The following is a 20,404-nucleotide window of genomic DNA, read 5'->3' on the forward strand; positions in this document are numbered from 1 at the left end:
GTCTTAGGGCTCTCCCTCTTCCACCGGGAGAGGGACTTGGGTCAATATTCCGCCAGATCCGAGAATTTGGTGATCGTCGGATCGAACTTCATCCGCACCTTGCCCGTCGCCCCATGGCGCTGCTTCGCCACGATCAGCTCGGCGAGACCATAGACCCGCTCCATCTCGGTCGCCCAGGCGGCATGATCCTCGAAGGTCTTGGCGCTGTCGCCCTCGACGGGGCGCTTCGGCTCCTTCGACGCGACGTAATAATCCTCGCGATAGACGAACCACACCATGTCCGCGTCCTGCTCGATCGAGCCCGATTCGCGCAGATCCGACAGCATCGGCGTCTTGTCCTCGCGGCTCTCCACCGCGCGACTGAGCTGCGAGAGCGCCAGCACGGGCACGTTCAGATCCTTGGCCATGGTCTTGAGCCCACGGCTGATCTCGGAGATTTCCTGCACGCGGTTGCCGTCCTTGCTCTTGCCGGAACCGGTCAGAAGCTGGAGGTAATCCACCACCACCAGCCCGATCTCGTTGTTGTGCCGCCGCTGCAGCCGCCGCACGCGGGTGTGGAGCGCGCCGATGCTGAGCCCGCCGGTATCGTCGATGAACAGCGGCAGGCTTTCGAGTTCGGCGGCGGCGGCGGCGAGCTGGCCGAATTCCTGTCGGCTGATCTTGCCCATGCGCAGATTTTCCGAGCTGATCCGCGACTGTTCGGCCAGGATACGCGTCGCGAGCTGATCGGCGGACATTTCGAGGCTGAAGAACGCTACCTTGGCGCCCACCGAATCGGCCGGCGCGATCCCGTCGGCCATGTCGCGCATCCAGCGTCGCGCGGCGTTGAACGCGATGTTGGTGGCGAGCGATGTCTTGCCCATGCCGGGGCGGCCGGCGAGGATCATGAGATCGCTATGGTGCATGCCGCCGATCTTGGCGTTGATCGAGTCGATGCCGGTCGTCACGCCCGACAGGTTGCCGCCCGAATTGAGCGCACGCTCTGCCATCTTCACCGCAGCGGTGGTCGCCTGCGCGAAGGTCTTGACGGTGTTCTCGCTGCCGCCGTCGGCGGAAACCTTGAACAGCTCCTCCTCGGCCTGTTCGATCTGCGCGCGCGGGTTCACCTCTTCGGACGTGTCCATCGCACGCTCCACCAAGGTGCGGCCCACGCTCACCAGGCTGCGCAGCATGGCGAGATCGTAGATCTGCTGCGCGAACTGGCGCGCGCCGATCAACCCCGCGCCGCTGCCCGTCAGCCCGGCGAGATAGGCGGGGCCGCCCAGCTCGCGCATCCCCTCGTCCGCCTCGAACATCGGGCGCAGCGTCACCGGCGTCGCCAGCATGTCGTTGCCGCGCAGCGTCTTGATCGCAGCGAAGATCCGGCCGTGCACGGGCTCGAAGAAATGCGCCGGGTCGAGCCGGTCGACCACATCGTCCGCCAGCCGGTTGTCGATCATCATCGCCCCCAGCATGGCGGCCTCCGCCTCGACGTTGCGGGGCAGTTGCTGCGGCTCGGGCGCGGCAGGCGTGGGGAATGCGAGAGTGGCCATGCCCGGCCTTGTACCCCCGGCCGCGCCCGGCCCCAAGCCGCGCGCGACGGAATGATGGGGATAAGTCGTGATCGGGACAAGTGACAGGCGATACGACCTTCGTTAACGCTGGCGCATGGCCGACCCGCGGATCATCGCCGTAGAGCTCGACGAGCGCAGCCTCGGCTGGCGCTCGGCCGATATCGACCAGGAACGCCGGATCGCGATCTTCGACCTGATCGAGGGCAATCATTTCGCGCCGCAGCGTTCGCAGGCGGACGGCTATGCCGGGCCCTACCGGATCAAGCTCGAATCGGAGGAAGGGCGGCTCGGCATCCACATGCACCGCGAGGATGGCACGCATCTGGAGACTCTGGTGCTGGCGCTCGGGCGCTTCCGGCGGCCGATCAAGGATTATTTCGCGATCTGCGACAGCTATTACCAGGCGATCCGCGCGAGCACGCCGCAGCAGATCGAGACGATCGACATGGCCCGGCGGGGCGTCCACAACGAAGCGGCCGAGCTGCTGATGGAGCGGCTGGCCGGCAAGATCGCGGTCGATTTCGACACCGCCCGGCGGCTGTTCACGCTGATTTGCGTGCTCCACATCCGTGGCTGATCGCTATGGCCTGGCGCGCGTCGCCGTGCTGCTGGCGGTGATCGGCATCGCCGGAATCGCGGCGTGGAGCTGGGCGACGCACTGGGCGCCCGCCCCCGCCCGCTACCCCTTCCAGGGGATCGACCTGCCCGAGGATGCGCCGCCCGTCGAATGGGGCAGCGTGAAAGCGAACGGCGCAGCGTTCGCCTATATCGTCGCGACGTCGGGCGCGGACCGGCGCGACTCCGCCTTCGAGGCCAACTGGGCAGCGATCGGCGAGGCCGGGCTGCGGCGCGGCGCGGTGCACGTCTATTCGCTCTGCCAGCCGGCCGCGCCGCAAGCGAACGCGTTCAACACCCTGGTGGCACGCGACGACGAAGCGCTTCCCGCCGCGGTCGATATCGCGTTCCACGACGATTGCGCCGCGCGTCCGGCGCGCGAGGCGCTCGTCGCCGATCTCGCGCGCTTTGCCACGATGGTCGAGGCGCATACCCGCAAGCCGATCCTGCTGCGCATCGCGAAGCCCGTCGAGTCGGCCTATGCGTTGTCGGAGACGCTGCACCGTCCCGTCTGGGTGGTGGGCGATTTCCTCTCGCCAGGCTATGCGGCGCGGCCCTGGGCGATGTGGCGCGCGAGCGACCTGCGCCGGATCGAGGGCGTCGAAGGACCGGTGAATTGGGATGTGGTGGCGCCATGAACGGTGAAGACCTGCACGACGATGCGACTCGGCTGATCGCCGCGGCACGGACCGCCGCTCTCAACGCCCATGCGCCCTATTCGCGCTTTGCGGTGGGGGCGGCGCTGCTGATGGCGGACGGCGGGATCGTCACCGGCGCGAACGTCGAGAATGCGAGCTATGGCCTATCGCTCTGCGCCGAGACGGTGGCGGTCGCGACCGCCAGCGCCGCGGGGCGGCTGCGCGAGATCGTCGCGGTGGGCGTGATCGGCGGCGCGATGGACGCGCGGAACCGCCCGACCGGTCTCGTCCCCGTCAGCCCGTGCGGCCGGTGCCGCCAGGTGCTGAACGAGGCGTCGCAGATGGCGGGGATCGACCTGCCGGTGCATTGCGGCGCGGCCGAGGGCGAGCAAGTGACCAGCTATCGCCTGTCCGCATTGCTGCCCGATGCGTTCGGGCCGCGCGATCTGGGGATCGGCTGAACGGCGAAACGGGCCGGCATGGCTGCCGACCCGTCCCGTCTTCCGTAGTGACCTTCACCCGGCCATCAGGGCCGGTTCGGCTGGTCAGCAGCCGTTGTTCTTGCGGTTCTTCGACGCGGTATTCTTCTTGTCGAAATGCCGGCCGAGCAGCGCGCCGCCACCCGCGCCCGCGATCGTGCCGAGCGTTCCGCCGCCCAGCGCGCTGCCGAGCAACCCGCCACCGACGCCGCCTGCGATCGTGCCGACCGCGCCGTTGCCCGACCCGCACTTGATCTGGCGGCCATCGCGGCCACGATAATTGCGGTCGTCGCGCTCATACCGGCGATCGTCGCGCTGCGCGAAGGCCGATGTCGGCGCGAGCATCGGGGCCGATACCATCATCGCCAGCGCAGTGACTCCAATCGCTCTCTTCATGTCGTTCTCCTTTGTTTCGGCCGTTCAACGTCGCAGCGCCGAAATTGGTTGCGCGGATCGTGTCACGTGCGCGCCGCCTGCCCCTTGCCCTCGCCGCGCCGCCCCCGCAAAGACGGGGCGAAGGGAACACCGCATGTCCGTCCTGTCCGACCGCTGGATACGCGAGGCCGCGATCGGCCAGCGCATGATCGAGCCGTTCGTCGAATCGCAGCGCCGCGACGGCTGCATTTCCTATGGCCTGTCATCCTATGGCTATGACGCGCGCGTGGCGGACGACTTCAAGATCTTCACCAATGTCGACAGCGCGATCGTCGATCCGAAGGATTTCGCCGCCAACAGCTTCGTCGACCGCAAGACCGATTGCTGCATCATCCCGCCCAATTCCTTCGCGCTCGCCCGCACCGTGGAATATTTCCGCGTGCCGCGCGACGTGCTCGTGATCTGTCTCGGCAAATCCACCTATGCGCGCTGCGGGATCATCGTGAACGTCACCCCGCTCGAGCCCGGCTGGGAGGGGCATGTGACGCTGGAATTCTCGAACACCACGCCCCTGCCCGCCAAGGTCTATGCCAATGAGGGCGCGTGCCAGTTTCTCTTCCTGCAGGGCAACGAACCCTGCGAGGTGAGCTATGCCGATCGCGCGGGCAAATATATGGGCCAGCGCGGCGTGACGCTGCCCAAGTTGTAAGCCGGGCTTGACGGGCGCGGTGGACCGAACGGCACCCGATCGGGATCGCCTGTTCCGTTACGACCGGCGGATCGTCGCGAACGCCGCGCGCGCGACGTTCGCGCGCTGGCACGATCGGGCCCTGCTGGCGCTTCTGCTGCTCCTGCCGGTCGCAGCGGCGCATGGCGCGCTGGCCGATCGGCCGTGCCGGACGGCGGCGGGTGTGGGGTTCGGTATCGGCGTCCTGTTCGGCGCGACCGTCGCCCGGTCGATCGGGGCACGGCTCGCGCATCACACAACGGACGGCCCGCTAGCAGCAGATGCGCTGCACCGCGCGACCCGCTGGCGCTATTCCGCGATCTGGCACGCGTATGGCTGGGCGGCGCTCGCGATCCTGGTGCTCGGCGCGCGGCCGGCGCTGCTGGTGGCGGCGACGATCGGCTATCTGGTCGGCATGGCGTTCGGCGCGATCGATCGCTTCGTTCCACATCCCTCGCCGGGCGGCGCGAAGATCGGGCGGACGCTGCGCGAATGGCTCGGCCGCCCGCATGCGGGGGTCGCCGCCGGTGCGGCGCTGCTGCTCGTGCTGCTGGGGATGCGGTTCGGTGGATCGGGCCACGCTATGCTCGTGGCGGTAGCGGCCGTCGCGACTGGGATCGCAACGCTCGCGCTCACGATCGTGGACGATGCGGCGATCCGGTTCCAGACCGCCGCCGGCTGGGGATGGAGCCGGATCGCCACGACCCGCGGCCGGGGCACGCTGGCCCTGGCGGGGATCGGCGCGGGCGGCGGCCTGCCGATCGCCGGGGGGATGGTCGCGGCCTTGATCGTCGCGGTGGCGGCCGCTGGCCTGCTGCTGATGCTGCTGCGCATCCTTACCTATCGGCTCCACCGCCGGCGCTTTGCCGATGGTCTCGTCTCGGTCGTGAGCGCGCTGCTCGTGCTGGTCGGCGTGGCGATGCCGGTCGCGCTTCCGCTGGTCGTCGTCGCGCTGCTCTGGCGTGTCGGGCGTCGCGCATCGGCGCGGACATGGCTGCTCGCATGACCCCGGCCGTTCATCTGCACGATGCGTCGGTGGATCGCGACGGGACGCGCGTCGTCCATAACGTCGCGCTGACGATCGCGGCCGGATCGTGGTTCGGGCTGATCGGCGCGAACGGATCGGGCAAGACGAGCCTCTTGCGCGCCATCGCCGGACGACTGCCCTTTGCCGCAGGCGGGTCCTGTCGGGTGGATGGCGTGGAGCGAACCGCCGATCGCACCGCGCGCGCAGAGCGCTTCGGGTTCCTGCCGCCAGCCGAAAGCCTGCCCGATTCGCTGCGCACGCGCGACCTGATCGCGCTCGTCGGCGGCCGTGCGCGCGACCCATGGCCGGCACTCGAGCCGCTACGGGCGGCGCTGGGGCTCGATGCGCTTCGCGATCGCTGGATCGGCGATTGTTCCGCGGGCATGCGGCAGCGCATCGCGATCGCGGCGGCATTCGCCGGCGGCCATGACGCGGTGATCCTCGACGAGCCGTTCAACTGGCTCGATCCCGTGGCGGCGTTCGATCTGCGCGCGGCGCTCCGAACGATGGTCGGGCGCGGGCTGACGCTCGTCACCGCGCTTCACGATCTCGGCCTGCTGGCGGCGAGCTGCGATACGGGCGTGGTCCTGGCGGACGGCCGAATCGCGCTGACGTTCGATGCCGAGACGCTCAGCCGCGCGACGCAGGCGCCTCAGGCGTTCGAGCGCGAAATGATCGAAATTCTTCGCACAGGCGCCACGCGTTGAGTGTAGCGGGCCTCATCGCGTCCGGCCTTCACCAACGGAAAAGGGGCGGCCCGCAACGGACCGCCCCTTTGTCGCACCGTCTTCGATCCGGGGATTAGAAGTCGTTGCGATATTGCTCGTTGCCGATGAAGCCCAGCTTGCTGATCGCCGAACGCTTGACCACGGCCAGCGTGCGATCGACCACCTCGTACCGCGCCTGCGGATCGGGTTGGAAGTGCAGTTCGGGCTCGGGGTTCATGCTCGCGGTCTGGTCAAGATACTGACGCAGCGTCACCTCGTCGACCGGGGTGCCGTTCCAGGCGACCTGGCCGTCCGCACTGATCGACACCTTGTTCTTCTGCGGATCGATCGGCGGCGGGTTGTTCTTGGAATTGACCGGCAGATCGACCTTCACCGCATGCGTCTGGATCGGGATCGTGATGATGAACATGATGAGCAAAACGAGCAGGACGTCGATCAACGGCGTCATGTTCATTTCCATCATCGGCTCGCCGTCATCGGAGCCGCCACTCATTGCCATGCTAGTTTACTCCTGATGTCGCTGGACGGACGCGGGCTCAAAGCCGCGTCACGCCTTCGCCCGGGGGCGGAGACGAGATGAATCCGACCTTGGCGAAGCCGGCGTTCTGCATCGTGTAGATCGCGCCACCGATGCACTTGTACGGCGTGTTCACGTCGCCGCGGATATGCGCTTCCGGCAATTCGAGGCCGGCGGCACCGGCGCCGCCCTGGCGCGCGATCTCGGTCTTCAGCTTGGCGACCGCGCGGTTGAGCAGTTCGTCATGCGAGACGCGGGTCATGTTCCAGTAGACCGCACACTGGCCGGCATCGTCGGTGGTGATCGACAGCGACACGTTTTCGGGCTTGGTGGTGGTCGGATCGAAGCGGACGTCGGGGAGCTTCAGCTTCACCGCCTGCACCGCGACGGTCGCCGTCACCAGAAAGATTATGAGGAGCACCAGCATGACGTCGACCAGCGGCGTCGTGTTGATGTCCGACATCGGTTTTTCGGTGGAGTCGCCACCAACACTCATCGCCATGTGCGAATGATCCTATCTTCGTTCAGCCACCGGCATCGGTGCCGGAGCGGGTACGCCGGGAGGGGGGGGGGGCCCATCCTCCCGGAGCGCCGGGTCGTTCAGGCGCGGGGCGGAACGCCGCCGGTCTGGCCGGCCGTCGTCGTCGCCGAAGGCTTGGTCGTCGCGGCGTTGGTCGGACGGGCGTTGGGCGCCGCCGGGCGGACCGCGCCGTTCGAGGCCAGGAAGCCCAGCACGTCGTTCGAGAAGGCCGACAGGTCTTCCGCGATCGACTTGTTGCGACGCTGCAGCCAGTTGTAGGCGAGCACGGCCGGAACCGCGACGACCAGGCCGAGCGCGGTCATGATGAGCGCCTCGCCGACCGGGCCTGCGACCTGGTCGATCGAGCCTGAGCCCGACGCGCCGATCTTCACCAGTGCGCGGTAGATGCCGATCACGGTGCCGAACAGGCCGATGAACGGCGCGACCGAACCGACCGTCGCGAGGAAGGCGAGACCGCCGCCCAGCTTCGAGTTGATCGCCGCTTCCGAACGGGCGAGCGAACCATGCAGCCAGTCATGTGCCTCGACCGGATCGGTCAGCTTGGCATGCTGCGCCTGCGCGGCGAGACCGTCGTCGACGATCTGCTTGTAGGCCGAGTTCTTGTCGAGCTTGGCCGCACCCTCGTGCAGCGAGTTCGCGTTCCAGAAGCCCTGACGCACGCGCTTGGCCTGGTTCATGATCTTCTGCTGCTCGAACAGCTTCGAGAAGAGGATGTAGAACGACACGATCGACATCAGCACCAGGATGCTGAACACGGTCTGCGAAATCAGGCCGCCTTCGCGGAGCGACTGCTGGAGGCCGTAGGGGCTGGCGCCCTTGGCGGCCGCTTCGCCGCCCGCGGCGAGAATGGAAATGAGCATCATCGAGTTTTCCTTCTGAACCAATCGCTAAAAGATGAATCTGACTTCCGACAATCAGTCCCTTGGCAGGACCCAACGCACCGGCAACGTCGTGGTCGAAGCAATCGCGGCGCCGCTCTCGTCCTTCGCCGGTGTATACCGCACCTTCTGCTTCGCGATCCGGCAGGTGGTGTTGTCGAGATCGCTATTGCCGCTCGACGACGTAACCGTGCAGTCGGTCACGCGACCATCGGTGCCAATCGTGAGCTTCGCCACCACGCGGCCCTGTGCCTCGGCACGCTGGGCTGCAGGCGGATAGGCGTCCGGCCCGAAATACTGACCCGGATTGCCCTTGGCCACGGCCGCCTGCGACACCACACGCACCGGAGGTGCCGGGGGGTTCGGCGGAGCCGGCGGTGCGGGGGGCGCAACCGGCTGGCTCGGCGGAATCACCGGCGTCGTCTGCATCGTGAACGTCGCGGTGGGCGGCACGATCGGCGGCGGCGACACCACCGTGGTGGGCGGCGGCGGCAGGTTCGGCTGGTTGGGCGGAGGCGGCGGCGGTGGAACGTCGGGCGGCGGCGGCGGCGGCGGCGCCACGTCGAACGTGTTCAGCTTCTCCGTCGTCTTCTTAATATACTGGTATGCAAGACCAGTAATGAAAGCGTAGCCCAGTGCGACATGGATCAGGACCACGATCACGATCGCGGTCACCTTGCCCCCGGACATCTTCTGGTCAGTATAAGCCATTCGGCAATGACACTCCCTAATTGCAACGACTGGCCCCTCCGCCGGAGCGTCGGGAGGCTTCCAACCGTCTGTCACCGAGGCCTCGGGGCCCCGCGCAGTGCCCGAGTCCTACCGTTACGTTATCCGACACGCAAACGCTTTGTCGGCGCAACAAACGTTCAATCGCCCCTCCACCAACTTGTTTCTGTAACATTCAGATCAAAAGGCGTAGCCGGGAGGGCATGACCGCCGCCCGACCCCGCCGCCATGCCCGCCTCGTCCTCGCCCTGTCGCTGGTCGCGATCGCCGCGCCAAGCGCCGCCGGCGCGCAAGTGCCCGCCGATACTGAACATTCGCGGATCGGGTATGCCGATCTGGCCGATCTGGTGCTGGCCGCCCCGGTGATCGCGGACGCCACGATCCGGTCGACCACGCGGATCAAGGGCGCGGAGGCCACCGGGCTCGCACCGGGCCTGGTCCGGCTCTATGTCGAGGCGGACGTGCTGGCGCTGCTGCGCGGCCCCACCGACATGCCCGCCCGGATCGGCTACCTGCTCGACGTCGCGCCCGATCCAGGCGGCCGCCTGCCGAAGTTCAAGAAGGCGCGCGTGCTGCTGTTCGCGCGGTCCGTCGCTGCGACGCCGGGCCAGCTCCAGCTCGTCGGCCCCGAGGCGCAGCGCGACTGGGCTCCCGAGCTCGACTCGCGCGTGCGCACGATCGCCCGCGCGACGCTCGCCGCCGATGCGCCGCCGGTCATCACCGGGGTGGGCAACGCCTTTTATGTGGCGGGGGCGCTACCCGGCGAAGGCGAGACGCAGGTGTTTCTGACGACGGCGGACGGCCGCCCCGTTTCGCTGTCGGTGCTGCGCCGGCCCGGCGAGCGGCCGCGCTTCGCGGTGGCGCTAAGCGAGATCGTCGACGAAGCCGCCGCGGCGCCCGCGCCCGAAACGCTGCTCTGGTATCGGCTCGCCTGCACCTTGCCCGCGACTCTGCCCGATCACAGCACCGCCACGCTCTCCCCCGCGGACGCCGATTCGGCGCGCGCGGATTACCGGTTCGTGATCGAAACGCTCGGGCCCTGCGCGCGCAGCCAGCCGCCCCGGGGCTGATCTCAGCCGATCTCGAGCACCTGCCCCGTCGTCGATACCGCGCGTTCGAGGAAATGCGTCGCGGCCTCCACATCGACAGGCGCGGCGCCGGGGCGCGGCAGCACCGCGTTGACGCGCATCGGCGCGCGCTCGATCGCGAGCGGCGGCAGGGCGGCGAGCGCCAGCGCCAGCGCCAGCCGATCGCGGCCGGGCGCGATCACGATGGTGAGCGCCTCGCCCGAGGCGCCGCGCACCAGCGGCACGATATCGTCGGCGGGCGCCAGCACCGCCACACTCATCGCCGGTGGCGCACCAGCGTGATGCCGATCGATTCGCCGTTTTCGGAAATTGCGAGCTTCACGATCTTCACCTTCACCCGCAGCACGCGCGCATCCTGGAGAAACAGCGTCTCGCAGATATGATCCGCCACGCCCTCGATCAGCGTGAAGTGCACGCCGACCGGCAGCGCGGTCGTCGCGGCATGCTTCAGATCGAGATAGTTCTTCGAGGCCGATAGCGGCGTGTCGGGCGCGAAGGCCGGCGGGCAGGCGAGATCCACCGTCAGCGAGATGCGCAGCGGCTGCGGCAGGTGCGTCTCCTCCGAATAAATGCCGGTCAGCACCGGCACCTCGATGTCGTGCACGTCCAGTTGCAGGGTATCGTCCATGCCGCGCGCCTTAGCAGAGACGGCAGGCGAAGGAAGCGTCAGGCGGCCGCACTCGGCCGCGCACTCGCCGCCGCATGCCAGCGCCGCAGGTTCGCGGCGGCGTCGGGCACCATCAGCCGCGCCGCGCGCGCGAAATCGATCGCGACCAGCGCGCTCACGTCGGCGAAGGTGTAGCGATCGGTCGCGATCCATTCGCGATCGGCCAGATGCGCGTCGAGCGCGTCGACGAACGCCGCCCACATCACGCCCGCGCGCGCCGCGAGTTCGGGCAGGCGCGCGATCGGCGGCCATTTGCCGGGAATCGCCCGCCCCTCGAAGGCCGGGTTGCCGTTGCGGAACGCATAGACGGCGGCGGCATAGCCCTCCTGCTCGACCCGCCGCGTCCAGCCCTCGATCGCCGCCACGTCGCGCGGCGTTGTCCCGAACATCGGCGGGGCGGGCTGCAAGGCCTCGAAATAGCGGCAGATCGCGACCGAATCGGCGATCAGCTCGCCATCGTCGAGCAGCAGCGCGGGCACGGTGCCGCGCGGGTTGATCGCCAGATAGGCCTGGCCGAGCTGTTCGCCCGCGCGCAGGTCGATCGCGATGCGAGGAACGGCGATGTCCTTTTCGGCCAGCACGATGCGCACCCGCCGAGGCGACGGGGCCCAGGCGGCATCATAGAGTTTCATCCATCGCTCCCCTTGCGCTGTCGCCCGCGCGGGGTAAGGCGCGCGGCCGGCTGTGTCCACGCCGGCAGGGGAAGCCGGTGACCGATTTTCAGCCCTTGTCGCACGTCGCGCCGATCGCCGTCGAAGCGCTGCTCGATCACGCCTTCGGGCTCGATCGCCACCAGCGCACGGCGTACCGGGTGCGCGGCAGCGGCTCGGCGATCCCCGCGCTCAGCTTCGCCGCGATCGACCAGGGCGCGCTCGTCGGCACGATCCAGTGCTGGCCGATCCGCTTGGCCACCGATGCGGGCGCCGCGGTGCCGCTGGTGATGGTCGGCCCGGTCGCGGTCGAGCCGCGCTGGCAGGACGGCGGTATCGGCCGTGCCCTGATGACGCACGCGCTGGAGGCCGCGGATGCGCAGGGCCTCGACGCGCTGATGCTGATCGGCGACCCGGAATATTATGGTCGCTTCTTCGGCTTCACCGCCGATCGCACCGGCGCTTGGCGGCTGCCGGGTCCGGTCGAGATGCGCCGACTGCTGGCGCGCGGGGCCGGCGTGCCCGATGCCGCCGGGATGCTGGGGCCCGCCTGAGCACCCCGCCGCTGGGCGCTTTACGTGCCCCGCCCCCGCGCCTACCTGCGACGCATGCCGATGGATGCCATCCCCGATCTCGCCACCCTCAGCCTCGCCGAGATCGCGCGGCTCGCCGCCGAGGCGAAGCTGCCACCGGTCGACAAATGGAACCCCACCCACTGCGGCGACAGCGAGATGCGGATCGCGCGCGACGGCACCTGGTATCACCAGGGAACGCCGATCGGGCGCGAGGCGATGGTGCGGCTGTTCTCCACGATCCTGCGGCGCGAGGCGGACGGGCGTTACGTGCTCGTCACCCCGGTCGAAAAGCTCGACATCGCGGTGGACGACGCGCCCTTCGTCGCGGTCGAGATGAAGGCGGACGGCGAGGGCCGGGACGCGCGGCTCGCGTTCCGGCTCAACACCGGCGATCTCGTCACCGCGGGCCCCGCGCACGCGCTGCGCTTCGCCGATGGCGAGGACGGCCCCCGCCCCTATCTCCACGTCCGCGGCGGGATGGAGGCGCTGGTCGCGCGGCCGGTCTATTACGAACTCGCCGAACGTGCGATCGCCGCCGGCGGCGGCACGGACCATGGCGCCGAGGGCGAAGCGGAACCCGGCATCTGGAGCGACGGCGCCTTCTTCCCGGTTCGGCCGTGATGCTGGCGCAGCGGCTGGCGCATGCGCTGGAGCATGGCGAGACGGGCGCGGTGCTACTGACCGCCGATTCGCACGATCTCGACCTGCGTGGCGGCGAGACGCTGCTGCCCGCCGCCGTGCTCGTGCCCGTCACCGATCGCGCGTCGCCCGGCCTGATCCTGACGCAGCGCACCGATACGCTGCGCCGCCATGCCGGGCAGATCGCCTTTCCCGGCGGCCGGATCGACGCGACCGACGCCGGCCCGATCGAGGCCGCGCTGCGCGAGGCGCACGAGGAAATCGGCCTGCCATCCGAGCGCGTGCAGGTGATCGGCATCGCCGACCGGTATCGCACCGGCACGGGCTTCGCGGTGACGCCGGTGATCGGCATCGTGCCCCCCGATTTCCCCTATGTGCCGAGCGCCGCCGAGGTGGCCGGCGTGTTCGAGGTGCCGCTCGATTTCCTGCTGGACGAGGCGAACCATGTCGAGGCCGCGGTCGAATGGCAGGGCCGGGAGCGGCATTATTACGAGATCACCTGGGGCGACCGCCGGATCTGGGGCGCGACCGCGGCGATGATCGTCAACTTGGCGCGGCGGCTGCGATGGGCGTGACGCTACCCCCCGCCCCATGGCGCGATCGCGCCGGACTGGCGGAGCTTGCGCGCACGCTGGGCGCGGATCAGGGCATGACCCGGATCGTCGGCGGCGCGGTGCGCGATACGCTGCTGGGCCTCGGGGGCGGCCTCGACGTGCAGGACATCGACCTGGCGACGCGGCTGCTGCCCGACGACGTGCTCGACCGGCTGCGCGCGGCCCGCATCCGCGCGGCACCGACCGGGATCGCGCACGGCACCGTCACCGCGATCCTCGAATCGGGTCCGGTGGAGGTGACGACGCTGCGCCGGGATGTAGCCACCGACGGCCGGCACGCCGTGGTCGCGTTCAGCGACGATTGGCGCGAGGATGCCGCACGCCGTGATTTCACGATCAACGCGCTCTATGCCGATCCGGCGACTGGCGCGGTGACCGATTATTTCGGCGGACTGGACGATCTCGCCGCGCGCTGCGTCCGCTTCATCGGTGATCCGCTGCAGCGCATCGCGGAGGATCATCTGCGCATCCTGCGCTTCTTCCGCTTCCATGCGCGCTTCGGCGATGTGGTGGATGCTGCGGGCCTGGAGGCCTGCCGGCTGCGCGCGAACGACCTGATGGCGCTGTCGCGCGAACGGATCGCGAGCGAGATGCTGAAGCTGCTGGTCGCGCCCGCCGCGGTGCCGGTGATCGGGCTGATGGTGGAACAAGGCATCCTGCGCGCGGTGCTGCCCGAGATCGACGCGGCGGGCGTCGAACGCCTCGCCGCGCTGGCCGCGCGCGAGCACGCGGCGGGAGTCGCGCCCGATCCGATCCGGCGCCTCGCCGCGATCCTGCCGCCCGCCCAGGCCGATGGCGTGGCGGCGCGGCTGAAGCTCTCCAACGCCAACCGCAAGCGACTGGTGGCGGCCAGCGCCGGCATCGGCAGCGAAGGGCCCCCTGCGCTCGCCTATCGCGCCGGCGAGACGAGCGCGGTCGACCGCCTGTTGCTGGCGGGCGAGGATCCGCGCGCCGTCATCGGCTGGACGCCGCCCACGCTGCCGATCGCGGGCGGTGCGCTGGTCGAACGCGGGCTGCGCAAGGGGCCGCAGGTCGCCGCCACGCTGCGCGCGATCGAGACCCGGTGGATCGCCGAGGGCTTTCCCGATGCGGCGCGCACCGCGGCAATCGCCGACGACGCGGTCGCTCAGGCGCTGCGCGCGATCAGCGCATAGGCCGCGTCCGGCTCCAGCGGCCGGGCATAGAGATAGCCCTGCCCATAGGTGCAGCCCATCGCGGCCAGCGTATGCTCGAGTTCGATCGTCTCGATCCCCTCGGCGGTGGTCTTCATGCCGAGCGCCTGGGCAAGGCTCAGCACCGCGCGCACGATCGCCACCTTGTCGCGGTCCGCCAGCATGCCCGTCACGAAGCTGCGGTCGATCTTCAGAATGTCGATCGGCAACTTCTGCAGCATCGCCAGGTTGGAATAGCCGGTGCCGAAATCGTCCATCGCGAGCGTGGTGCCGAGCGTCTTCAGCGCGCGCATCGTGCCGGCGATCCGGTCGGGATCGGTGACGATCGCGCTCTCGGTCAGCTCGAGCGTGAATCGCTCGCCCGACAGACCGGTTGCGGTCAGCGCGCTTTCGATGACGGAAGCGATCGTATCGCGCTGCAACTGAATCGCGGAGAGGTTCACCGCCACCTTGACCCCGCAATCGCCGCCGGCCGCCTTGTCCCATCCCGCAAGCGTCCGCGCCGCCTCGTCGAAAGCCCAGCGGCCGAGCGGAACGATCAGCCCCGATTCCTCGGCCACCGCGATGAAGCGCGAGGGATCGTGATCCTGGCCGTCGAGCCCGGTCCAGCGCGCGAGCGCCTCGAACGAGACGATCCGCCCGCTCGAGAGATCGCGGATCGGCTGATAGGTCAGCCGCAGCCGGCGTTCCTCGATCGCGCGGCGCAACTGGGTCTCCATGCCGAACTGTTCGCGCGCGATCACGAAGGCCTGGGGCTGGTAGGATTCGGATTTGCCGCTGACCTTGGCGCGCTTCACCGCGAATTGCGCGTGGCGGATCATCTCCTCGGCATCGTCACCCTCGTCGGAACCGAAAGCGATGCCGATCGAGCATTCGACGCTGATCTCGAAATCGGTCAGACGGAACGGTGCGGAGAGCGAGCGCTGGATTCGCGTCGCCAGTTGATGCGCATCGTCCGGATGGTCGTCGAGCGCCATCAGGATGCCGAATTCGTCGCCGCCGATCCGCGCGAGCATGTCGCAGGCGCGAAGCGCGCCCTTGATCCGGCGGGCGACCGTGATGAGCAGCTCGTCGCCGACCAGCCCGCCGAGACAGGCGTTGAGCTGGCCGAACCGATCGAGATCGATCACCAGCACCGCGTGATGGGCGCGGTCGGCATACACTTCCTCGATCAGGTTGCCGAAGCCTTCGCGATTCGGCAGCCCGGTCAGGCTGTCGGTGGTCATCTCGCGCCGCAGGCTGCGTTCGGTGTGGCGTTGCGACGTCTGATCGACCATCATCACCGCGCAGCGTCCCGCCGGGCAGAAGGGCGATCGCGAGATCGTAACCTGATAATAGCGCGATTCGATCGCCTCGCCGACGCTCCAGGGAAATTCGATCGCCGGCGCCGTGCCATCCAGGAACCGCTCGATCCGTTCGCCCAGCGCGTGGAACAGCATCGCGCCTTCGGCGGCATCGAACCCGGCGATCCGCGATGCGCGGTTGGCCGCCACGATCACCAGCGTCGGCACCGCGCGCGCGACCACCATCGCCGGGATCGGAACGAGTTCGATCGTGCTCTTCACGATCGAATCGTCCGCCAGCATCGCGGCGTGTATCGAGGAAAGAGCGACGGTCATTGTCCCAAAGCAATAACGTCGCTTCGTTAATCCTCTCTAAAGCAGACCCCCGGAAGCCCCGACGAATTACTGAAAACGATTGTCGCGCGGGAAGCCGTTGGGCGGCATCCGCCCCGCCGCGCCGCGCGCCGCGCGCCACAGGCCGAGGTCGCTTTCGGTGCGCGTCCGCCCGCTGTCGCCGCCCATCGGCCAGCTCAACCCCTCGGCGAAGACGAAGGTGATCGCATCCGACAGGCTGGCGTCGCGATAGCGTTGCAACTGCACGCCCTGCCCACGCGAAAGCTCGATCAATTCGTTCAGGGGGAACACCAGCATTCGCCGGTTGTCGCCGATCGCCGCCACGTAATCATGCGCGGGCGATACCGGCCGCACCACCTTCAGCACCGCGCCCGCGCGCGGCGTGACGACCGTCTTGCCCTTGCGCGTCTCGGCCAGCACGTCGGCGACGGGCACGAGAAAACCGCGGCCGTCGCTCGCCACGACCAGCAACCGCTGCACCTTGTTGGCGGGCATCAGCGCGACGATCCCGATCCCGCCATCCAGATCGATCATCGCGCGCACCGGCTCGCCGAAGCCGCGCCCGCCCGGCAGGCGGTCCGCGCCCAGCGTGAAGAAGCGGCCATTCTCGGCAGCGAGCAGGATTTTGTCGGTCGTCTGCGCGTGAAACGCGAAGGCGGGACCATCGCCTTCCTTGAACTTCGCGGCATCCGAGGCGGCGAGATCGGCATGGCCGCGCAGCGCCCGGATCCATCCGCGCTGCGACAGGATCACGGTGATCGGCTCGCGTTCGATCATCGCCTCCAGCGGGATGTCGCGCGTGGGCGCCGCTTCCTCGATCCCCGTGCGCCGCCGGCCGAGCGGCGTCTCCGGCCCGTAACGATCGCGGATCTTGGCCAGATCGCGCTTCATGCGCGCGCGCTGCTTCTTGGGGTCCGCCAGCAGCGCGGTCAGTGCGGCCTGTTCCTTGTCGAGCTTGTCGCGCTCGCCGCGGATCTCGAACTCCTCCAGCCGGCGAAGCGAACGCAGCCGCATGTTGAGGATCGCCTCGGCCTGGCGATCGGTCAGGCCGAACTCAGCCATCATCACCTGCTTAGGCTCGTCCTCGGTGCGGATGATCTCGATGATCCGATCGAGGTTGAGATAAGCGATCAGATAGCCGTCGAGCAGCTCGATCCGGTCGGCGATCTTGGTCAGCCGGTGCTCGGTGCGTCGCCGCAGGACGACGAACTGGTGCTCGGTCCACGCCGCCAGCGCCTCACGCAGCGACATCACGCGCGGGGTGCGGTCCTTGTCGAGCACGTTGAGGTTCAGGCTGATCCGCGTCTCGAGATCGGACAGGCGGAACAGCCCGTCCATCAGCACGCCCGCGTCCACGGTGCGGCTGCGCGGCTCCAGCACGATCCGCACCACCGCATCCGATTCGTCGCGCACATCGGCCAGAATCGGGAATTTCTTGTCGTTGATGAGCCCGGCGATCTGCTCGATCAGCTTGCCCTTCTGCACGCCGTACGGGATCTCGCTCACCACGACCTGCCAGCCGCCGCCCTTTTCGCGCTCGATCGTCCATCGCGCGCGGACGCGAAAGCCACCACGCCCGGTGACATAGCTTTCGCGGATCACCGCGGGCGGATCCACCACCAGCCCGCCGGTCGGGAAGTCGGGGCCCTTCACATGCGCCAGGATCGCGTCGTCGTCCGCCTCGGGCGTGTCGACCAGCAGGATCGCGGCCTCCAGCAGCTCGGCGGCGTTGTGCGGCGGAATGTTGGTCGCCATGCCCACCGCGATCCCGGCGGCGCCGTTCGCGAGCAGATTGGGGAACAGGCCCGGGAACAGCTCGGGCTCCTGCTCCTCGCCATTGTAGGTGGGGCGATAATCGACCGCCTCTTCGTCGAGGCCGTCCATCAGGTCCATCGCGACCTGAGTCAGCCGCGCCTCGGTATAGCGATAGGCCGCGGCATTATCGCCGTCGATATTGCCGAAATTGCCCTGTCCGTCGACGAGCGGGTAGCGCAGCGCAAAATCCTGCGCGAGCCGCACCATCGCATCATAGACCGACTGGTCGCCATGCGGATGGTATTTGCCGATCACGTCGCCCACGACGCGCGCGCATTTCTTGTAGCCTTGCGCCGGATCGAGCTTCAGCAGCCGCATCGCCCATAGCAGCCGCCGGTGGACGGGCTTGAGACCATCGCGCACATCGGGCAGCGACCGCGCGGTGATGGTGGACAGCGCATAGACGAGATAGCGTTCGCTCAGCGCGCTGTCGAAGGGCGCATCCACGATCGCGTCGAAAGGGTCTTTGAAGTCGCTGGCCATCGTCGGGATCGGCGATAGCATGGCCGTTCCCGTTTTGTCATCCCGCCTGTCCTCTCGCCTCGGCATCTGCCAGGGTGTTGGCGATGCACGACAACCATCCCCCTGCCCGCCCGAACACGCGCTCTGCGCGGCACCTTTGCCAACTTATCGCGCTGTTCGCGTCCGCCCTCCTGCTCCCGAGTCCCGCCATGGCCGCCGCCCCGTTCACGCCGCTCACCTGGCCCGATCTGGTCGGGCGGGCAAAGCCCGTGCCGGACGCCACGATCGCCTATGGCGCCGACCAGATGCAGAAGGTCGATATGTGGCTGCCCGCGGGCGCAGGTCCGCATCCCGTGGTGCTGATGGTGCATGGCGGCTGCTGGACGACCAGCATCGCCGACCGCAGCCTGATGAACTGGATCGCCGCCGATCTGCGGCGCAGCGGCATCGCGGTGTGGAACATCGATTATCGCGGCGTCGATCGCGCCGGCGGCGGCTATCCCGGCACCTTTGCCGACGTCGCGGCCGCCGCGGACCGGCTGCGGGCGGACGCGGCGCGCTTCCACCTCGACACGCGCCGCGTCGTCGCGGTCGGCCATTCGGCAGGCGGTCATTTGGCGCTCTGGCTGGCAGGGCGTCGGCACATCCCCGCCGCCAGCCCGCTTCACGCCGCGAATCCCTTGCCGATCGCGCATGTCGTCAGCCTGGGCGGACTGCCCGATCTGGAGGCGACCGCCGCCAGCCCCGACAATGGCTGCGGCACCGACGTGGTCGGCAAGCTGGTCGGAACCGGCCGCGCCGATCCTTATGCGGACACCTCCGTCCCCCGCCTGCTGCCGCTCGGCGTGCCGCAGGATCTGGTCAACGGGCGCGAGGACCGGATCATCCCCTATCGCCTGGCCACCGGCTATGTCGCACAGGCGGCGACAGCCGGCGACCGCGTCGCGCTCCACACCGTTGCGCAGACCGGCCATGTCGAACTGATCGCACCCGAAACGGCGGCGTGGGCCGAAGCAAAGCGGCTGATCGTGGCCGCGCTCGATCCGCGGAAGGACGGCCAATGACCACGCTTGAACAGGCCCGCACCCGCGACGCCGCCGATCCGCTCGCCGCCTATCGCGATCGCTTCGCGCTGCCCAAGGGCGTCATCTATCTCGACGGCAATTCGCTCGGCCCCTTGCCCCGCGCCACCCCGGCGGCGCTTGCCGACACGGCGGCGCGCGCCTGGGGCGATCGGCTGATCCGCAGTTGGAACGAGGGATGGATCGACGCGCCCCAGCGGCTCGGCGGCAAGATCGCCCCATTGATCGGTGCCGCGCCGGACGAGGTGATCGTCGGCGATTCCACCTCGGCCAACCTCTTCAAGACGCTGGTCGCGGCACTCCGCGTCTCGCCCACGCGCCGGACCGTGGTGAGCGAGGCGGGCAATTTCCCGACCGACCTGCACATCGCCGAGGGCGCGGTGGCGTGCGTGCCCGGCGCCAGGCTCAGGATCGTCGCGCGTGCCGATCTCGCGGCGGCGCTCGATGACGAGACCGCGGTGCTGATGCTCACCCATGTCCACTACAAGACCGCCGATCGCTTCGACATGGCGCACTGGACGCGCGCCGCGCACGATGCCGGCGCGCTGATGCTCTGGGATCTCAGCCACAGCGTCGGCGCGGTGCCGGTGGATCTGGGCGGTGCCGGTGCGGACCTGGCGGTCGGGTGCACCTACAAATATCTGAACGGCGGCCCCGGGGCGCCAGCCTTCCTCTATGTCGCCAAACGGTGGCAGGAGCGACTGGCCAGCCCGCTCTCGGGCTGGATGGGCCATGCCGCGCCCTTCGCGTTCGAAGACGGCTATCGCCCCGCACCCGGCATGACGCGCTGGCTCGCCGGCACGCCCCCCATCCTCGCCATGACGGCGCTGGAGGCTGGGCTGGACCTATGGGCCGATCTCGACCGGAATGCGCTTTGGGCGAAAAGCGCGGCGCTGTGGACGATCATGGCCGAGGCGGGTGCGGCGGCAGGCCTCGAATGCGTGACCGCCAGCGACCCGGCCAAGCGCGGCAGCCATATCAGCTTCCGCCACGCCCATGCCTATGAACTGACGCAAGCCCTGATCGCGCGTGGCGTGATCGGCGATTTCCGCGCACCCGACATCCTGCGGCTCGGTTTCACGCCGCTCTATCTGTCGCATGCCGAGGTGTGGCGCGCGGGCGAACTGCTGAAGACGGTGATTGCCGATGAAAGCTGGCGCGACCCCGCCTATGCCGAGCGGCTGGCGGTCACCTGA

The 20,404-nt window shown here is 68.9% G+C and carries 24 protein-coding genes; 13 read left to right on the forward strand and 11 right to left on the reverse strand.

Annotated features, from left to right (window positions below; translation table 11 throughout):
* Positions 1 to 41: 41 nt before the first annotated feature.
* Positions 42 to 1,532, reverse strand: coding sequence for a replicative DNA helicase (locus L8H00_RS12095; RefSeq protein WP_242097597.1), 1,491 nt, complete (start codon positions 1,530 to 1,532; stop codon positions 42 to 44).
* A gap of 115 nt (positions 1,533 to 1,647) precedes the next feature.
* Here L8H00_RS12095 and L8H00_RS12100 point away from each other — a divergent pair, with 115 nt between their 5' ends.
* Genes L8H00_RS12100 through L8H00_RS12110 form a run of 3 tightly spaced genes read left to right on the forward strand, consistent with a single transcriptional unit; the run spans position 1,648 to position 3,267 of the window.
* Positions 1,648 to 2,130, forward strand: a complete 483-nt coding sequence (locus tag L8H00_RS12100) for a UPF0262 family protein (protein WP_242097598.1) — start codon at positions 1,648 to 1,650, stop codon at positions 2,128 to 2,130.
* Positions 2,123 to 2,806, forward strand: a complete 684-nt coding sequence (locus tag L8H00_RS12105) for a GH25 family lysozyme (RefSeq protein ID WP_242097599.1) — start codon at positions 2,123 to 2,125, stop codon at positions 2,804 to 2,806. Before L8H00_RS12100 ends, L8H00_RS12105 begins: the two co-directional genes overlap by 8 nt.
* Positions 2,803 to 3,267 carry a cytidine deaminase gene (locus tag L8H00_RS12110; RefSeq protein WP_242097600.1) on the forward strand — a complete coding sequence of 155 codons (465 nt, stop codon included), beginning with the start codon at positions 2,803 to 2,805 and terminating at the stop codon, positions 3,265 to 3,267. The genes L8H00_RS12105 and L8H00_RS12110 overlap by 4 nt, the downstream gene beginning before the upstream one ends.
* 84 nt (positions 3,268 to 3,351) lie before the next feature.
* Here L8H00_RS12110 and L8H00_RS12115 read toward each other — a convergent pair whose 3' ends face one another.
* The gene (locus L8H00_RS12115) at positions 3,352 to 3,681 is read right to left on the reverse strand and encodes a hypothetical protein (RefSeq protein WP_242097601.1); all 330 of its coding nucleotides are present in this window, start codon (positions 3,679 to 3,681) and stop codon (positions 3,352 to 3,354) included.
* Positions 3,682 to 3,814: 133 nt separating this feature from the next.
* On the opposite strand from L8H00_RS12115, the gene dcd reads away from it, so the two are divergent.
* From dcd to L8H00_RS12130, 3 genes are read left to right on the forward strand one after another with little or no spacing between them, the layout of a single operon-like run.
* The gene (gene dcd / locus L8H00_RS12120; protein WP_242097602.1) at positions 3,815 to 4,369 is read left to right on the forward strand and encodes a dCTP deaminase; all 555 of its coding nucleotides are present in this window, start codon (positions 3,815 to 3,817) and stop codon (positions 4,367 to 4,369) included.
* 19 nt (positions 4,370 to 4,388) lie between these two features.
* Positions 4,389 to 5,393, forward strand: coding sequence for a hypothetical protein (locus tag L8H00_RS12125; protein ID WP_242097603.1), 1,005 nt, complete (start codon positions 4,389 to 4,391; stop codon positions 5,391 to 5,393).
* Positions 5,390 to 6,121 (forward strand): ABC transporter ATP-binding protein, encoded by a 732-nt coding sequence (locus tag L8H00_RS12130; RefSeq protein WP_242097604.1) that lies wholly within the window; start codon positions 5,390 to 5,392, stop codon positions 6,119 to 6,121. Before L8H00_RS12125 ends, L8H00_RS12130 begins: the two co-directional genes overlap by 4 nt.
* A 94-nt stretch (positions 6,122 to 6,215) precedes the next feature.
* Here the strand turns inward: L8H00_RS12130 and L8H00_RS12135 are convergent, their stop codons facing one another.
* The 4 genes from L8H00_RS12135 to L8H00_RS18870 all read right to left on the reverse strand — a co-directional run bounded on the left by L8H00_RS12135 (position 6,216) and on the right by L8H00_RS18870 (position 8,753).
* The gene (locus L8H00_RS12135) at positions 6,216 to 6,641 is read right to left on the reverse strand and encodes a biopolymer transporter ExbD (protein WP_242097605.1); all 426 of its coding nucleotides are present in this window, start codon (positions 6,639 to 6,641) and stop codon (positions 6,216 to 6,218) included.
* 37 nt (positions 6,642 to 6,678) lie between these two features.
* Entirely contained in the window at positions 6,679 to 7,161 is a 483-nt protein-coding gene (locus tag L8H00_RS12140) for a biopolymer transporter ExbD (RefSeq protein ID WP_242097606.1), read from the reverse strand.
* Positions 7,162 to 7,259: 98 nt separating this feature from the next.
* Positions 7,260 to 8,060, reverse strand: coding sequence for a MotA/TolQ/ExbB proton channel family protein (locus L8H00_RS12145; RefSeq protein ID WP_242097674.1), 801 nt, complete (start codon positions 8,058 to 8,060; stop codon positions 7,260 to 7,262).
* Positions 8,061 to 8,114: 54 nt separating this feature from the next.
* Positions 8,115 to 8,753: an energy transducer TonB gene (locus tag L8H00_RS18870; protein ID WP_347340728.1), complete on the reverse strand. Its 639-nt coding sequence runs from the start codon at positions 8,751 to 8,753 to the stop codon at positions 8,115 to 8,117.
* Positions 8,754 to 9,010: 257 nt separating this feature from the next.
* Here L8H00_RS18870 and L8H00_RS12160 point away from each other — a divergent pair, with 257 nt between their 5' ends.
* Positions 9,011 to 9,877, forward strand: a complete 867-nt coding sequence (locus tag L8H00_RS12160; RefSeq protein ID WP_242097607.1) for a hypothetical protein — start codon at positions 9,011 to 9,013, stop codon at positions 9,875 to 9,877.
* 2 nt (positions 9,878 to 9,879) lie between these two features.
* Here L8H00_RS12160 and L8H00_RS12165 read toward each other — a convergent pair whose 3' ends face one another.
* The 3 genes from L8H00_RS12165 to L8H00_RS12175 are packed head-to-tail and all read right to left on the reverse strand — an operon-like array spanning position 9,880 to position 11,194.
* Positions 9,880 to 10,143, reverse strand: a complete 264-nt coding sequence (locus L8H00_RS12165) for a Rossmann fold domain-containing protein (RefSeq protein ID WP_242097608.1) — start codon at positions 10,141 to 10,143, stop codon at positions 9,880 to 9,882.
* A gap of 8 nt (positions 10,144 to 10,151) precedes the next feature.
* The gene (locus L8H00_RS12170) at positions 10,152 to 10,523 is read right to left on the reverse strand and encodes a dihydroneopterin aldolase (RefSeq protein ID WP_242097609.1); all 372 of its coding nucleotides are present in this window, start codon (positions 10,521 to 10,523) and stop codon (positions 10,152 to 10,154) included.
* A gap of 38 nt (positions 10,524 to 10,561) precedes the next feature.
* A complete protein-coding gene (locus tag L8H00_RS12175; protein WP_242097610.1) occupies positions 10,562 to 11,194 on the reverse strand; it encodes a glutathione S-transferase N-terminal domain-containing protein in 633 nt (210 codons plus the stop codon).
* Between the two features lie 77 nt (positions 11,195 to 11,271).
* Between L8H00_RS12175 and L8H00_RS12180 the strand changes: the two genes are divergently transcribed.
* Genes L8H00_RS12180 through L8H00_RS12195 form a run of 4 tightly spaced genes read left to right on the forward strand, consistent with a single transcriptional unit; the run spans position 11,272 to position 14,194 of the window.
* The gene (locus L8H00_RS12180) at positions 11,272 to 11,766 is read left to right on the forward strand and encodes an N-acetyltransferase (RefSeq protein WP_242097611.1); all 495 of its coding nucleotides are present in this window, start codon (positions 11,272 to 11,274) and stop codon (positions 11,764 to 11,766) included.
* A 54-nt stretch (positions 11,767 to 11,820) separates the two neighbouring features.
* A complete protein-coding gene (locus L8H00_RS12185; protein WP_242097676.1) occupies positions 11,821 to 12,408 on the forward strand; it encodes a DUF1285 domain-containing protein in 588 nt (195 codons plus the stop codon).
* Positions 12,405 to 13,001 (forward strand): CoA pyrophosphatase, encoded by a 597-nt coding sequence (locus L8H00_RS12190; RefSeq protein ID WP_242097612.1) that lies wholly within the window; start codon positions 12,405 to 12,407, stop codon positions 12,999 to 13,001. The genes L8H00_RS12185 and L8H00_RS12190 overlap by 4 nt, the downstream gene beginning before the upstream one ends.
* Entirely contained in the window at positions 12,992 to 14,194 is a 1,203-nt protein-coding gene (locus tag L8H00_RS12195; protein WP_242097613.1) for a CCA tRNA nucleotidyltransferase, read from the forward strand. The genes L8H00_RS12190 and L8H00_RS12195 overlap by 10 nt, the downstream gene beginning before the upstream one ends.
* Here the strand turns inward: L8H00_RS12195 and L8H00_RS12200 are convergent.
* Positions 14,167 to 15,741: an EAL domain-containing protein gene (locus tag L8H00_RS12200; RefSeq protein ID WP_242097677.1), complete on the reverse strand. Its 1,575-nt coding sequence runs from the start codon at positions 15,739 to 15,741 to the stop codon at positions 14,167 to 14,169. The two genes, L8H00_RS12195 and L8H00_RS12200, sit on opposite strands and share 28 nt — an antisense overlap.
* A gap of 156 nt (positions 15,742 to 15,897) precedes the next feature.
* Positions 15,898 to 18,147, reverse strand: coding sequence for a DNA topoisomerase IV subunit A (gene parC / locus L8H00_RS12205; protein WP_242097678.1), 2,250 nt, complete (start codon positions 18,145 to 18,147; stop codon positions 15,898 to 15,900).
* Positions 18,148 to 18,335: 188 nt separating this feature from the next.
* Here parC and L8H00_RS12210 point away from each other — a divergent pair, with 188 nt between their 5' ends.
* Both L8H00_RS12210 and kynU read left to right on the forward strand, forming a co-directional pair.
* A complete protein-coding gene (locus tag L8H00_RS12210) occupies positions 18,336 to 19,190 on the forward strand; it encodes an alpha/beta hydrolase (protein ID WP_242097614.1) in 855 nt (284 codons plus the stop codon).
* Positions 19,187 to 20,404 (forward strand): kynureninase, encoded by a 1,218-nt coding sequence (gene kynU, locus L8H00_RS12215; RefSeq protein WP_242097615.1) that lies wholly within the window; start codon positions 19,187 to 19,189, stop codon positions 20,402 to 20,404. The genes L8H00_RS12210 and kynU overlap by 4 nt, the downstream gene beginning before the upstream one ends.

The organism is Sphingomonas sp. CROZ-RG-20F-R02-07 (genome assembly GCF_022662335.1).
Classification (GTDB): Bacteria; Pseudomonadota; Alphaproteobacteria; order Sphingomonadales; family Sphingomonadaceae; genus Sphingomonas.

Coding starts and splice junctions, on each gene's coding strand:
- L8H00_RS12095 (WP_242097597.1), bottom strand. CDS start 1,532: ATGGCCACTCTCGCATTCCCCACGCCTGCCGCGCCCGAGCCGCAGCAA.
- L8H00_RS12100 (WP_242097598.1), top strand. CDS start 1,648: ATGGCCGACCCGCGGATCATCGCCGTAGAGCTCGACGAGCGCAGCCTC.
- L8H00_RS12110 (WP_242097600.1), top strand. CDS start 2,803: ATGAACGGTGAAGACCTGCACGACGATGCGACTCGGCTGATCGCCGCG.
- L8H00_RS12115 (WP_242097601.1), bottom strand. CDS start 3,681: ATGAAGAGAGCGATTGGAGTCACTGCGCTGGCGATGATGGTATCGGCC.
- dcd (WP_242097602.1), top strand. CDS start 3,815: ATGTCCGTCCTGTCCGACCGCTGGATACGCGAGGCCGCGATCGGCCAG.
- L8H00_RS12130 (WP_242097604.1), top strand. CDS start 5,390: ATGACCCCGGCCGTTCATCTGCACGATGCGTCGGTGGATCGCGACGGG.
- L8H00_RS12135 (WP_242097605.1), bottom strand. CDS start 6,641: ATGGCAATGAGTGGCGGCTCCGATGACGGCGAGCCGATGATGGAAATG.
- L8H00_RS12140 (WP_242097606.1), bottom strand. CDS start 7,161: ATGGCGATGAGTGTTGGTGGCGACTCCACCGAAAAACCGATGTCGGAC.
- L8H00_RS12145 (WP_242097674.1), bottom strand. CDS start 8,060: ATGCTCATTTCCATTCTCGCCGCGGGCGGCGAAGCGGCCGCCAAGGGC.
- L8H00_RS12160 (WP_242097607.1), top strand. CDS start 9,011: ATGACCGCCGCCCGACCCCGCCGCCATGCCCGCCTCGTCCTCGCCCTG.
- L8H00_RS12170 (WP_242097609.1), bottom strand. CDS start 10,523: ATGGACGATACCCTGCAACTGGACGTGCACGACATCGAGGTGCCGGTG.
- L8H00_RS12175 (WP_242097610.1), bottom strand. CDS start 11,194: ATGAAACTCTATGATGCCGCCTGGGCCCCGTCGCCTCGGCGGGTGCGC.
- L8H00_RS12185 (WP_242097676.1), top strand. CDS start 11,821: ATGCCGATGGATGCCATCCCCGATCTCGCCACCCTCAGCCTCGCCGAG.
- L8H00_RS12195 (WP_242097613.1), top strand. CDS start 12,992: ATGGGCGTGACGCTACCCCCCGCCCCATGGCGCGATCGCGCCGGACTG.
- L8H00_RS12200 (WP_242097677.1), bottom strand. CDS start 15,741: ATGGTGGTCGCGCGCGCGGTGCCGACGCTGGTGATCGTGGCGGCCAAC.
- parC (WP_242097678.1), bottom strand. CDS start 18,147: ATGGCCAGCGACTTCAAAGACCCTTTCGACGCGATCGTGGATGCGCCC.
- L8H00_RS12210 (WP_242097614.1), top strand. CDS start 18,336: ATGGCCGCCGCCCCGTTCACGCCGCTCACCTGGCCCGATCTGGTCGGG.
- kynU (WP_242097615.1), top strand. CDS start 19,187: ATGACCACGCTTGAACAGGCCCGCACCCGCGACGCCGCCGATCCGCTC.